Annotated in this window: 10 protein-coding genes; 1 reads left to right on the top strand and 9 read right to left on the bottom strand. The window is 72.7% G+C overall.

The window, feature by feature from the left end:
* Positions 1 to 281 precede the first annotated feature (281 nt).
* From ACIQZO_RS11140 to ACIQZO_RS11130, 3 genes are all read right to left on the bottom strand, one after another.
* Positions 282 to 1,919 (bottom strand): beta-N-acetylhexosaminidase, encoded by a 1,638-nt coding sequence (locus ACIQZO_RS11140; protein WP_403623489.1) that lies wholly within the window; start codon positions 1,917 to 1,919, stop codon positions 282 to 284.
* Positions 1,920 to 2,090: 171 nt separating this feature from the next.
* Positions 2,091 to 2,375, bottom strand: coding sequence for a DUF3039 domain-containing protein (locus ACIQZO_RS11135; RefSeq protein ID WP_030161320.1), 285 nt, complete (start codon positions 2,373 to 2,375; stop codon positions 2,091 to 2,093).
* Between the two features lie 29 nt (positions 2,376 to 2,404).
* Positions 2,405 to 2,965: a YqgE/AlgH family protein gene (locus ACIQZO_RS11130; protein WP_403623486.1), complete on the bottom strand. Its 561-nt coding sequence runs from the start codon at positions 2,963 to 2,965 to the stop codon at positions 2,405 to 2,407.
* 263 nt (positions 2,966 to 3,228) lie between these two features.
* Between ACIQZO_RS11130 and murA the strand changes: the two genes are divergently transcribed.
* Positions 3,229 to 4,572, top strand: coding sequence for a UDP-N-acetylglucosamine 1-carboxyvinyltransferase (gene murA / locus ACIQZO_RS11125; protein ID WP_403623483.1), 1,344 nt, complete (start codon positions 3,229 to 3,231; stop codon positions 4,570 to 4,572).
* Between the two features lie 425 nt (positions 4,573 to 4,997).
* Here the strand turns inward: murA and ACIQZO_RS11120 are convergent, their stop codons facing one another.
* The 6 genes from ACIQZO_RS11120 to ACIQZO_RS11095 form a co-directional block, all read right to left on the bottom strand.
* Positions 4,998 to 5,279: an HU family DNA-binding protein gene (locus ACIQZO_RS11120; RefSeq protein ID WP_007264399.1), complete on the bottom strand. Its 282-nt coding sequence runs from the start codon at positions 5,277 to 5,279 to the stop codon at positions 4,998 to 5,000.
* Positions 5,280 to 5,619: 340 nt separating this feature from the next.
* Positions 5,620 to 7,023: an NAD-dependent malic enzyme gene (locus ACIQZO_RS11115; RefSeq protein WP_403623480.1), complete on the bottom strand. Its 1,404-nt coding sequence runs from the start codon at positions 7,021 to 7,023 to the stop codon at positions 5,620 to 5,622.
* 492 nt (positions 7,024 to 7,515) lie between these two features.
* Complete coding sequence (locus tag ACIQZO_RS11110; protein ID WP_403623478.1) at positions 7,516 to 9,822, bottom strand: HelD family protein; 2,307 nt, start codon at positions 9,820 to 9,822, stop codon at positions 7,516 to 7,518.
* A gap of 115 nt (positions 9,823 to 9,937) precedes the next feature.
* Positions 9,938 to 10,498 (bottom strand): CGNR zinc finger domain-containing protein, encoded by a 561-nt coding sequence (locus ACIQZO_RS11105; RefSeq protein ID WP_403623475.1) that lies wholly within the window; start codon positions 10,496 to 10,498, stop codon positions 9,938 to 9,940.
* A gap of 190 nt (positions 10,499 to 10,688) precedes the next feature.
* On the bottom strand, positions 10,689 to 11,237 hold the full coding sequence (locus ACIQZO_RS11100; RefSeq protein WP_403623472.1) for a GNAT family N-acetyltransferase: 549 nt from the start codon (positions 11,235 to 11,237) through the stop codon (positions 10,689 to 10,691).
* A 9-nt stretch (positions 11,238 to 11,246) separates the two neighbouring features.
* Positions 11,247 to 12,422: a uroporphyrinogen-III synthase gene (locus ACIQZO_RS11095; RefSeq protein ID WP_403623469.1), complete on the bottom strand. Its 1,176-nt coding sequence runs from the start codon at positions 12,420 to 12,422 to the stop codon at positions 11,247 to 11,249.
* Between the last annotated feature and the right edge of the window lie 87 nt (positions 12,423 to 12,509).

Here is a 12,509-nt window from a genome sequence, read left to right as displayed (position 1 = left end):
CCCGATGTCCCGGTTCCGGCGCTCACGCCTGTTCCGCCGTACGGTACGTGCTCACCGCCGGGACGTGGCAACTCTGGCACATCTTCCGGGCCGCCCGGCGCGAGGGTCTGCCCACCGCCCCCGCCGCCGCGCGCGGTGTCCCGTACGGGGCGTAGGGCCCTGTCGCAGCGCCTTCGGCAGCCCTCCTCCCCGATTGCCCGATTTTCCCCGTATAGCAGGAAATTGAGCCAGAGTTCCGCTCCCGTTCTCTTTGGGTTCCGGTTCACTCCGTCACCCACTTGTCACACGTTCGGGGGCGCGCCCTCGAACGGGCGACCCGGCACCCCGGGCCGCCGTTGCCGCGGCAACGGGCCGCCGGGCGGCCGAAAATCGACCCCCTGCGCCTCCAACCGCGCGTAGTGCGCGGCCATCCGCCCCTCGAACCACGCGAAGTCGCGCTCCGGGGGCTCGGGCTGCCACGACCACACCACCTCGGCGAAAGCCACCAGCCGCGGGAACACCTGGTAGTCGACCCGGTCCTGGTTCTCCATCACCTCGGTCCAGACGTTGGCCTGCGCGCCCAGCACCCGGGCGGCGGCCTCCGGCGACAGCTTCGGCGGCACCGGCTCGAAGCGGTAGACGTCCTCCAGCGAGCGCACGTACCCGATGGGCATCGGCTCGTCGGCGCCGCCCGCCTGCCGGTGGTCCAGGTACACCTGCTGCTCGGGACACATGACCACGTCGTGCCCGGCCTCGGCGGCGGCGATCCCGCCCGCGTAGCCGCGCCAGGAGGACACCGCGGCGCCGTCCGCGAGCCCGCCCTCCAGGATCTCGTCCCAGCCGATCAGCCGCCGCCCGCGCGCGGCCAGCCAGCCGTCGAAGTGCCGGACGAACCAGGACTGCAGCCCGTCCTCCCCGTCCACACCCAGCTCGCGGATCCGCTCCTGGGCCACCGCGGAGGCCTTCCACTGCGCCTTGGGGCATTCGTCCCCGCCCACGTGCACGAAGGGTGAGACCTCCGCCGGGAAGAGTTCCAGCAGCTCCTCGAAGACCCCCTCGTAGAAGCGCAGCACGGCCTCGGTGGGCGCGAGCACGTTCTCGGTGATGCCCCAGTCGTCCCACACCCCGAGCGCCGCGGTGTCGACCACGTCGGTGTTCCCCAGCTCCGGGTACGCGGCGATGGCGGCCTGCGAATGCCCCGGTACGTCGATCTCCGGCACCACCCGTACGTGCCGCTCGGCGGCGTACGCGACGATCTCGCGGATGTCGTCCTGCGTGTAGTACCCGCCGTGCGGGGTCTCGTTCCACAGCGGCGAGGCCCGGTGCCCCCACCGGCTGCGCGGGCGCCACCCGCCGACCTCGGTGAGGCGCGGGTGGCGCTTGATCTCGATCCGCCAGCCCTGGTCGTCGGTCAGGTGCAGGTGCAGGACGTTGAGCTTGTGCGCGGCGAGCAGGTCGATGTAGCGCAGTACGCCGTCCTTGGGCATGAAGTGCCGGGCCACGTCCAGCATCATCCCGCGCCAGCCGAACCGCGGACCGTCCACGACGGATGCGTACGGCAGGCTCCACGTGCGGCCGGGCAGCGGAGCCTTCCGGTACGCGTCGGGCCCCAGCAGCTGCCGCAGCGTCTGGGCGCCCCAGAACAGCCCGGCCGCGCTCGCGCCGGTCAGCTCCGCCCCGTCCGGGCCGATGTCGATGCGGTACGACTCCGGCCCCCGGTCCCACTCGACGTCCGGGTCGATGCGCAGCCGCAGCTCCGCCCGCACGCCGGCCCCGGCGGCGGGCAGCTCCCAGCCGGTGGCCGCTCCCAGTTCCCGCCGCAGCCAGCGCGCGAGGGGACCGGCTCCCGGCCCGGCGTCGAGGAGCGGCTCGGGCCCGAACGTGAAGCGGCGCCCGTCCTCGTCGAGAAGAGCGACCCGGGGTACCGGGATCAAGTCCATGCGTCAGCCCTTCACGACTGCGTGCGCGGGTTGCGCCCTGCGCAACGCTCGTTCCGCAGGGCGCTCGTCGCGCCGACCCTAACGCTCCGTGCGGGCACGGCAAAGACCCCCGGACGCGCTGTGGCGCACCGGGGGTCTCGGTCCCGCGAAAGAGGGAGGCCGGGGGGCGGACTACTTGTCCTTGCCGCCCTTGTCCTTGTCCCCACCGGGGCCCATGGACTCGTAGATCTCCTTGCACATGGGGCAGACCGGGTACTTCTTGGGATCCCGGCCCGGCACCCAGACCTTGCCGCAGAGCGCGACGACGGGGGTGCCCCCGAGCGCGCTCTCCATGATCTTGTCCTTCTGGACGTAGTGGGCGAAGCGCTCGTGGTCGCCGTCACCGTGCGACACCTGCGGCGTCGGCTCTACGAGGGTCCCCGTGCCAGTCCCGCGCTCGGGCTCAAGAGTGCTCATGGAACCCAGGGTACTTAACCCCGCGCCCGTCAGTTGAGCGACGGGTCGTCCGGATAGGTGGCGACCATCGCGAGGTCGCTGCGCTGGCGGCGCAGCACCGCCCGCCAGAGCCGCTCCGGGTCGGGAAAGGACACGTCACCGGGCTCCGACTCCACCACGTACCAGGCGCCCTCGCCGAGCTCGGCCTCCAGCTGGCCCGGACCCCAGCCGGAGTAACCGGCGAAGATCCGCAAGGCCCCCAGGGCCGCGGCCAGCAGCTCCGGCGGCATCTCCAGGTCGACCAGTCCGATGGCCCCGTGCACGCGGCGCCAGCCGAGCGGACCCTCCTCGCCCGGGATCACCGCGAGCCCCAGGGCCGAGTCCATGGCCACCGGTCCGCCCTGGAAGACCACACCGGGGGCGCCGGCCAGCGGCGCCCAGGGCAGCAGGACGTCGCCGACGCCCACGGGCGTCGGCCGGTTGAGGACCACGCCGAGGGAGCCCTGCTCGTCGTGGTCGAGGAGCAGCACCACCGCGCGGTCGAAATTCGGGTCCGCAAGGGCTGGGGTGGCCACGAGCAACCGCCCTGTGAGGGAGGACACCTCGGTCATGCCGCCATGATCCCGCACATCGGCCGATTCCGGGGAGCGGGCGCGGAGATCGGATCACCCGCAGCTCAGGGCGCACGGCAGCAGCGAGGAGCGCGCACGGACGGCCCAGGCGGAACGCAACGCTCCGCCATGTGGTGGATACGGAGGGTGTTGTGCCGAATTCATGACAGTCCTACGGCCACGTCGGCCTTACGAACAAGGGGGTGGTGGCCCTTACCCTTTCCCCTGGCCCCCTGCCCACCCCTCTCCGGAACGCGAGATTCATGACCGGCATCAGTGACGATGTACTGCTTGTCCACGGCGGTACCCCGCTCGAGGGCGAGATCCGTGTCCGTGGTGCGAAGAACCTCGTGCCCAAGGCCATGGTCGCCGCTCTGCTCGGCAGCGGACCCAGTCGGCTGCGCAACGTTCCCGACATCCGTGACGTGCGCGTCGTCCGCGGGCTGCTCCAGCTGCACGGGGTGACGGTCCGCCCCGGCGAGGAGCCGGGCGAGCTCGTCCTCGACCCCACCCACGTCGAGAGCGCGAACGTCGCGGACATCGACGCGCACGCGGGTTCCTCGCGCATCCCGATCCTGTTCTGCGGCCCCCTGCTGCACCGGCTCGGCCACGCCTTCATCCCGGGCCTGGGCGGCTGCGACATCGGCGGTCGGCCGATCGACTTCCACTTCGACGTGCTCCGCCAGTTCGGCGCGACCATCGAGAAGCGCGAGGGCGGTCAGTACCTGGAAGCCCCGCAGCGCCTGCGCGGCTGCAAGATCCGCCTGCCCTACCCGTCGGTCGGCTCGACCGAGCAGGTGCTGCTGACGGCCGTCCTGGCCGAGGGCGTCACCGAGCTCAGCAACGCCGCGGTGGAGCCGGAGATCGAGGACCTCATCTGCGTCCTGCAGAAGATGGGCGCGATCATCTCCGTCGACACCGACCGGACGATCCGGATCACCGGTGTCGACCGCCTCGGCGGCTACAACCACAAGGCCCTTCCGGACCGTCTGGAGGCCGCGTCCTGGGCTTCCGCGGCGCTGGCGACCGGCGGCAACATCTACGTGCGCGGCGCCCAGCAGCGCTCGATGATGACGTTCCTGAACACCTTCCGCCGGGTCGGCGGGGCGTTCGAGATCGACGACGACGGCATCCGCTTCTGGCACCCGGGCGGCCCGCTCAACGCCATCGCGCTGGAGACGGACGTCCACCCCGGCTTCCAGACCGACTGGCAGCAGCCGCTGGTCGTGGCCCTGACGCAGGCCTCGGGCCTGTCGATCGTCCACGAGACGGTCTACGAGTCGCGGCTCGGCTTCACCTCCGCGCTCAACCAGATGGGTGCTCACATCCAGCTGTACCGCGAGTGCCTGGGCGGCAGCGCCTGCCGCTTCGGCCAGCGCAACTTCCTGCACTCGGCGGTCGTCTCCGGCCCCACCAAGCTGCAGGGCGCCGACCTGGTCATCCCCGACCTGCGCGGCGGCTTCTCGTACCTGATCGCGGCGCTGGCCGCCGAGGGCACCTCGCGCGTCCACGGCATCGACCTGATCAACCGCGGCTACGAGAACTTCATGGAGAAGCTCGTGGAACTCGGCGCGAAGGTCGAGCTGCCCGGCGGCGACGTCGTCTGACGCCGAACGAGCCGAACGAGCCGTACGAGCCGCACCGCGCGCGCCGCGTACGCAGCAGCCCCCCGGGCCCCGCACAGGGCCCGGGGGGCTTTCTCGTGGCCGCCCGCAGCCGGGTGGGGCATGCCAAGGGCATACCAGGGCCCCGCCAAGGGCCCTGACGGGGCCTCACAGGGCCTGGCGGACCGCCCCGGACCTCCGGGGCCGGGCCCGGTCGGCGCGGCTCCCCCGGCCCGCGTCCCGTCCGCCCGCGTCCGTCCGCTTCCGTCCCCGTCCGTCCGGCCCGATCCGCCCGCCCCCGTCCGTCCGCCCGTCCGGCCCCGGACAAGCCGAAGGGCGGCCACCCCGCCCGGGGGTGACCGCCCATCGTCGTTCTGCGTACTACTGCCGTTCCAAGGGCCTGCACGGCCCTCGGCGCCGGGGCAGGACTACTTGCCCTTGGCGGCTTCCTTGAGCTTGGAGCCCGCGGAGACCTTCACGCTGTAGCCGGCCGGGATCTGGATGGGGTCGCCGGTCTGCGGGTTGCGCGCGGTGCGAGCGGCACGGTGGGTGCGCTCGAAGGTCAGGAAGCCGGGGATGGTGACCTTCTCGTCGCCCTTGGCGACAATCTCGCCAACGGTCTCGGCGAGCGCGGCCAGAACGGCGTCGGCGTCCTTGCGGGTCACCTCGGCGCGCTCGGACAGAGCGGCCACCAGCTCACTGCGGTTCATGTTGTACTCCCGTGTTCAACTTGCCTTAGAGGCGTGAGATCGAAGCCGATGCTGCCAGGGCCCTAGGACAGTCCCCGGACCCGGGTCTGAACGTCAGACCCTCTCGCCCGGTTACGCATCCTGCCCCCACCAGCGGCGGGAAAGCCAATCCGGCACCCGTCGGGGTCACACGAAAAGCGCCACAGTCACACCGTGGTGACGCTCCGTCCATGCCCTCGCTCACACGCCGCTGCGGACCGCGGACCTCGCGGGCATCCCCGCAACACTAGAGGCGGCCCGCTGGGCCCGCATCTCGCGACGCGCCGGTTGCGGAGCGCCGTGAGGGCTGTCACAGCCGGGCTCAGGCCCCCGTGGCGGCCTTGCGGACGGCGCCCGCGACCGCGCCCGCCACCTTGTCGTTGAACACCGACGGGATGATGTAGTTCGCGTTCAGCTCGTCCTCGCCGACGACGTCCGCCAGCGCGCTCGCGGCGGCCAGCATCATCTCGGTGTTCACGGTGCGGGACTGGGCGTCCAGCAGACCGCGGAAGACACCCGGGAAGACCAGCACGTTGTTGATCTGGTTCGGGAAGTCGGAGCGGCCGGTGGCCACGACGGCGGCGGTCTGGCGGGCGACGGCCGGATCCACCTCGGGGTCCGGGTTCGCGAGCGCGAAGACAATCGCGCCTTCCGCCATCGCGGCGACGTCCTCGCCGGACAGCACGTTGGGGGCCGAGACGCCGATGAACACGTCGGCGCCGACCACGGCCTCCTTCAGCGTGCCCGTGTAGCCCTCGGGGTTGGTGTTGTCGGCGATCCAGCGCAGCGGGGAGTCTGCGGCGGCGTCCACGAGGTCGGGGCGGTCCGCGTGCACGACGCCGTGGATGTCGGCGCTCACCGCGTTCTTGACGCCCGCCGCGAGCAGCAGCTTGAGGATGGCGGTACCGGCCGCGCCGGCGCCCGACATGACGACCTTGACGTCGCCAACTGCCTTGCCCACCACGCGCAGTGCGTTGGTGAGGGCCGCGAGCACGACGATCGCGGTGCCGTGCTGGTCGTCGTGGAAGACGGGGATGTCGAGCGCCTCGCGCAGCCGGGCCTCGATCTCGAAGCAGCGCGGCGCGGAGATGTCCTCCAGGTTGATGCCCGCGAAGCCGGGGGCGATGGCCTTGACGATGGCGACGATCGCGTCGGAATCCTGGGTGTCGAGGCAGATCGGCCAGGCGTCGATGCCGGCGAAGCGCTTGAAGAGGGCCGCCTTGCCCTCCATGACGGGCAGCGCGGCCATCGGGCCGATGTTGCCGAGGCCCAGCACGGCCGAACCGTCCGTCACGACTGCGACGGAGTTGCGCTTGATGGTGAGGCGGCGCGCGTCCTCGGGGTTCTCGGCGATCGCCATGCACACGCGGGCCACGCCCGGGGTGTAGATCATCGAGAGGTCGTCACGGTTGCGGATGGGGTGCTTGGACGCCATCTCGATCTTGCCGCCGAGGTGCATCAGGAAGGTGCGGTCGGAGACCTTGCCGAGGCTGACGCCCTCGATGCCGCGCAGCTTCTCGACGATCTCGTCCGCGTGCGCCGTGGAGGTCGCGGCGATGGTGACGTCGATCCGGAGCTTCTCGTGGCCGGATGCGGTCACGTCGAGGCCGGTGACCGAGCCGCCGGAGGACTCCACGGCGGTGGTGAGCTGGGAGACCGCGGTTCCGCTCGCGGGCACTTCCAGACGGACCGTCATCGAATACGAGACGCTGGGCGCCGTTGCCATGGCCGTGTTCCTCTTCTGTCCCTGGTTCGCTGTAACACACAGAGCCCCGCTGCACAGCCGGTGCGGCAGGGCCTGTTGTCCGATCGTCCCACCTACCAGCCAGTACAAGGTAACCAGCTACAAAATTCGGAAAGACTCTTCCACCATACGAGATTCGAGAGGTGTTCGGAATGGTGGGGTCATACAAAACAGGTCCGCGTCCCCCACAGGTGGGGGACGCGGACCTGGTAATTCATACGTCTATGACACCGACCCGCCATGCTCGCCTCGCGGCAAGTGGTCGCTCTGAGCGACGAAGGTTGGGCCCGGGGGCTTGGATCGAGTCGGTGCCGTACTCAGGCTAACAAAGGATCGCCGAAAGTGATCCCCCTGCTCGCGGTCGTATCCGAGCACCACGCTCATGGCCGCGGACCATCCGGACGTACGCAGTCCCGACCCGGCCGGGACCCCGGCGGTGAACCGCCACCGCCGGGCCGATCCGCACGGGATCCGCTACGGCAGCAGCAGCTCCGGCACCCCGTCCGCGTCCGGCTTGTCCCGGTCCGCCGAGACCACCGTCAACTGCTGCGTCGCACGCGTCAGCGCCACGTACAGCACCCGCAGGCCCGCCGGGGACTCGTCCGCGATCTCCGCCGGGGAGACGACCACCGTGGCGTCGTACTCCAGGCCCTTGGCCTCCAGGCTGCCCAGCGCCACCGCCCGCCCGCCGAGGTCCGCGAGCCAGCCCGCGGCCTCCGCGCGCCGGTCCATGGCCACGACCACGCCGACCGTGCCGTCCACCTGCTCCAGCAGCCGCCGGGTCTCCTCCCGCACCGCCGTGCCCAGGTCACCCCGGGCGGCCGTGAAGCGCGGCTCCAGCCCCGTAGAGCGCACCGCGGTCGGCGCCTCCATGCCGGGCATCGCCAGGCGCAGCACCCGGGAGGCGACCTCGGCGACCTCGGCCGGGTTGCGGTAGTTCACCGTCAGGGTGAACCGCCGGCGCGGGCGCGAGCCCAGGGCCTCGTCGCGGGCCGCGGCGGCCTCCGCCGGGTCCGTCCAGGAGGACTGCGCCGGGTCGCCGACGACCGTCCAGGTGCCGTGCCGGCCCCGGCGGCCCACCATCCGCCACTGCATGGGCGTCAGGTCCTGGGCCTCGTCCACGATGACGTGCGCGTACTCGGTGCGCTCCGCCGCGAGCCGCTCGGCCCGCTCCCACTGGGTCTCCTCGCGGGTCGGCATCAGCTCCTCCAGCCCGCTGAGCTGGTCGAGCGGGTCCATCTCCCGTCGGCGCTTCGGCCGCGCCGGGGCGCCGAGCAGCTGCTGGAGCTCGTCCAGCAGCGCCACGTCGTGCACCGACAGGGGGCCCTTGCCGTCCGGACCCACCCGGCGCAGCGAGCGGGCCAGCTGGCGGCTCTCGCGCGGGTTGAGGTCCCGGCGCGACCAGCGGCCGAGGTGGCGCTCGTCGGCGAGCGCGGCGAGCACCACGCGCGGGGTCAGCTCGGGCCACCAGGCATTGAGGAAGCCGATGAAGGCGTCCTCGGTGGAGATGTCCTCGTCGAAGGCGGAGCGCAGCTCGGCGGCCAGCTCCGGGTCGCTGTGCCGGCCGGCGCCGCCGGACTTCGAGTAGAGGGCGTCGAGCAGCAGCTTGCGGGCGCGCGGGCGCAGCAGGTTGACCGGGGCGGTGCCGCTGAGCACGTTCTGGCGGATCCGGTTCAGCTCGTCGGCCTCCAGCTCCTGGCGGCGGCCGAAGGCCACCACGCGCAGCCGGTCGGGGGCGCCGCCGAGCTCCAGCGCGCCGCGCACGGCCTTGCGGAGCACCTTCAGCATCCGCGACGAGCCCTTGACGCGGGCCACGGCCGGGGAGTCGTAGGTGGTGGCCTCCGCGCCGTCGACGAGCGAGCCCAGCGCCCGGATGGCCACCTGGCCCTCCTCGCCGAGCGAGGGCAGCACGCCCTCGGTGTACGCGACGAGCAGCGGGGTCGGGGAGACGATCAGGATGCCGCCGGAATAGCGGCGCCGGTCCTGGTAGAGCAGGTAGGCGGCGCGGTGCAGGGCGACGGCGGTCTTGCCGGTGCCGGGACCGCCCGCGACCTCGGCGACGGAGGTGGCGGGGGCCCGGATGACCAGGTCCTGCTCGGCCTGGATGGAGGAGACGATGTCGCGCATGGAGTGCGTACGGGCCCGCCCGAGGGCGGCCATCAGGGCGCCGTCGCCGATGGCGGGCAGCTCCCGGCCGTCCATGAACGCGGTGACCTCGGGACGCATCAGGTCGTCCTCGACGCCCAGCACCTTGCGGCCCTTGGAGCGGATGACGCGGCGGCGCACGACCCGGCCGGGGTCCTTGGGCGTGGACCGGTAGAACGGCGCGGCGGCCGGCGCGCGCCAGTCGATGACCAGCGGCGCGTAGTCGGAGTCCAGGACTCCGATGCGGCCGATGTGCAGCGTCTCGGCGATGTCGGCCGTGAGGTCCTCGCGGATCGCGTCGTCGGCGGGCTCGACGGAGGTGTAGGCGCCGTCCGCACCTCGCTCCCCGTCCTTGCCGAGCACCAGGTCGACGCGGCCGAAGAGGAAGTCCTCGAACTCGTTGTTCAGCCGGTTCAGGTGAATGCCCGCCCGGAAGACCTGCGCGTCGCGCTCGGCGAGCGCGCCTGGCGTACCCACCTGGCCGCGCTTGGCGGCGTCGTTCATCAGGAACTCGGCCTCGTGGATCTTCTCCTCGAGGCGTCGGTACACCTGGTCGAGATGCGTCTGCTCGACCGCGATCTCCCGATCGCGGACGGAATCCGCCGTGCTGTCGACAGCGGCATTCTGCGCGGCCACCAAGGCCCCCTTCTGACGTGCATGGGCGACCGTCAAAGGTACGCGAATCGGCCCCCTGTCCGCACGCCCGTTCCGGAACCGGTCTCGCGGGGTGGACACGGGGCGGTGCGCCTGCCTACCGGGACCCGGCCGCCAGGGCCCGGCGGCGGTGCCGGGCCACGCGCTCCCGGTTGCCGCAGCGTTCGCTGGAGCACCATCGGCGCCGGTGCCCCCGGGAGGTGTCCAGGTAGACGCGGGTGCAGCCGTCGCCGGCGCAGGCCCGCAGCAGTGCCAGGTCACCGGGGTCGGTGAGCAGCTCGACGGCGTCCCGGGCGACGGCCGCGAGCAGCGCGCCGCACTCCACGCCGCCGCACAACTCCCGCACGAGGTGCCCTTCCTGGTCCCGTACGGCGCACAGGCCGGGGGGTGGTCCGGCGGCCAGCGCGTTGACCCGGGACAGGGCGGGCTCGTCGGGATCGGTGCCGAGCAGCTCCGCCCGTACGAGCGTCTCCACGTCGGCGCGCAGCGACCGGAAGGCCGCGGCCCAGTCGGGTCCCACCCGGGCGAGCGGAGTCCGGTCGGGCACCAGTCCCGCCCCGGCGAGCCACAACCGCAGCCCGTCGCCGTCCGGGATCCCCTCCCGGGGGGTGAAGGTGGCCACCAGGTCCAGGCAGATCCGCCCGGAATCGAACCGCATGCCGTCAGCCTCCCGTCGTGGGGTGCCGTACCAGACTGCCGCCCGGCGGGTCCGAGCGGAAGCCCCCGAACCGGTGGGTCGCCCTTCCGCTGCACGAAGCGTCCCCCGCGCCGCCCGCACGTGCGGGCTGACGCCGGCCGCTTTCGGCTTCGCCGGCCCCCTCAGCCTCGCCGGAGGGGCGCAAGGATGGCTAGGGCGACGGGGGGTTGTCGTGGAGGAGGCGTTGGAAGAGGCGGTGGTCACGCCATGCGCCGTTGATGTGGAGATAGCGCGGCGCGAGGCCGAACTGTTCGAAGCCGGCCTTCGCCAGCACGCGCTGCGACGCCAGGTTGTCGACCAGGGTGCCCGCCTCCACCCGGTGCAGAGCCAGCTCGTCGCGGGCGACCCGGCAGACCTCCTCGACGGCCGCGGTGGCCAGCCCCTTGCCGTGCCAGTCCCGGTCGACCCAGTACCCCACGCCGCCGCTGCACAGCGGTCCGCGCACGATGGAGCCGAGGTTGATCGCGCCGACGGGGGCGCCGGTGGCCGTCTCCACGAACACGTAGGGGACGATCCGCCCCGCGTCCCGTTCCGCGAGCACGCCCTCGATCCGCTCCCGCTGGCCGGCCTCCGTGTAGAACACGTCCTGCCGGACCGGCTCGAACCGCGCCATGAAGGCCCGGTTGCGCGCGAACGTCTCGGCCAGCCCCGCCGCGTCGCCGAGCCCGACGCCCCTCATCTCAACCCCGTCAACGATCATCCCGGCACGCTAGCCGACGACTCCCCGGGCCGTCACCGCGTCCGCCGGGAGCTCCCCGTACTTGGCCTCGCCGCCCGCGTCCAGCGACAGCCGGTAGCCCCGTTTGACCACCGTCTGGATCAGGTTCGGGGCGCCCAGTGCTACCCGCAGGCGGGCCATCGCCGTCTCCACCGCGTGCTCGTCCCGGCCCGCGCCGGGCAGCGCGCGCAGCAGGTCCGCGCGGGAGACCACCCAGCCCGGGCGCCGCGCCAGCGCCCGCAGCAGGGCCATGCCGGCCGGGGGTACGGGGCGCAGCAGCGTGTCCACCAGGACCGCGTGGCCGCGGATCTCCAGCCGGTGCCCGGCCACCGGCAGCACCCGGGCCCGGCCGGGCAGCTCGCGGCAGAGCAGCTGCACCAGCGGGCCCAGCCGGAACCGCTCCGGCTGCACCGTGTCCACCCCGTGCGCCTGCAGCGGCAGCGCCGTCACCGGGCCGACGCAGGCGGACAGCAGCCTGCCGCGCAGCGCGTCCAGTACGCCCTCCCGCAGGCCGCGTTCCTCCGCCCGGGACAGCAGCGAGGCCGCCGCCGGCGCGGAGGTGAAGCTGACGGCGTCCACCGCTCCGGCGATCATCGCGTCCAGGAGCCGGTCCAGCGGCGCGAGGTCCTCCGGGGCCATCCAGCGGTACACCGGGACCACGACCACCTCGGCGCCGCCCGCCCGCAGCGCCTCGACGAAGCCCGGCAGCGGCTCCCCGTGCAGCTGGAGGGCGATCCGCCGGCCGGCCACTCCCGTCGACAGCAGCCGCTCCAGTACCTCGGCCAGCGATTCGGAGTCCGGGGACCAGGTCTCCACGAGTCCGGCGGCCCGGATGGCGCCCTTCACCTTCGGTCCGCGCGCCAGTAGTTCGGCGGCCCGCAGCCGCTCCAGCAGGTCCTCGCCGACGCCCCACCCGTCGGCCGCCTCGATCCACCCGCGGAAGCCGATGGCGGTGGTGGCCACGACCACGTCCGGTGTGCGGCCGATCAGTTCCTTCGTGGCGGCCAGCAGCTCGCTGTCGTCGGCGAGCGGCACGATCCGCAGGGCGGGCGCGTGCAGGACGGCCGCCCCCCGCCGCCGCAGCAGGGCGATGAGCTCGTCGGCCCGCCGGGCCGCCGTGACCCCGACGGTGAAGCCCGCGAGCGGGCCGGTGTTCGTGTCGTCCATCGTGACCATCGTGACCTGCCTAGTGACGCATGCGGGGGCGGTGGGGGGCGGTACGGGCGGACCGAGCTTGCCAACACGGCGTGTCGG

It is taken from the genome of Streptomyces sp. NPDC097617, from assembly GCF_044761485.1.
Taxonomy (GTDB): domain Bacteria; phylum Actinomycetota; class Actinomycetes; order Streptomycetales; family Streptomycetaceae; genus Streptomyces.
The sequence above is the reverse complement of the archived record's forward strand: the minus strand, read 5'-3'. Positions and strand labels throughout refer to the sequence as shown.

Bases quoted from the DNA above. Each gene is read 5' to 3' on its own strand.
- ACIQZO_RS11140 (WP_403623489.1), bottom strand. From the start codon at position 1,919: ATGGACTTGATCCCGGTACCCCGGGTCGCTCTTCTCGACGAGGACGGG.
- ACIQZO_RS11135 (WP_030161320.1), bottom strand. From the start codon at position 2,375: ATGAGCACTCTTGAGCCCGAGCGCGGGACTGGCACGGGGACCCTCGTA.
- ACIQZO_RS11130 (WP_403623486.1), bottom strand. From the start codon at position 2,965: ATGACCGAGGTGTCCTCCCTCACAGGGCGGTTGCTCGTGGCCACCCCA.
- murA (WP_403623483.1), top strand. From the start codon at position 3,229: ATGACCGGCATCAGTGACGATGTACTGCTTGTCCACGGCGGTACCCCG.
- ACIQZO_RS11120 (WP_007264399.1), bottom strand. From the start codon at position 5,279: ATGAACCGCAGTGAGCTGGTGGCCGCTCTGTCCGAGCGCGCCGAGGTG.
- ACIQZO_RS11115 (WP_403623480.1), bottom strand. From the start codon at position 7,023: ATGGCAACGGCGCCCAGCGTCTCGTATTCGATGACGGTCCGTCTGGAA.
- ACIQZO_RS11105 (WP_403623475.1), bottom strand. From the start codon at position 10,498: ATGCGGTTCGATTCCGGGCGGATCTGCCTGGACCTGGTGGCCACCTTC.
- ACIQZO_RS11100 (WP_403623472.1), bottom strand. From the start codon at position 11,237: ATGATCGTTGACGGGGTTGAGATGAGGGGCGTCGGGCTCGGCGACGCG.
- ACIQZO_RS11095 (WP_403623469.1), bottom strand. From the start codon at position 12,422: ATGGACGACACGAACACCGGCCCGCTCGCGGGCTTCACCGTCGGGGTC.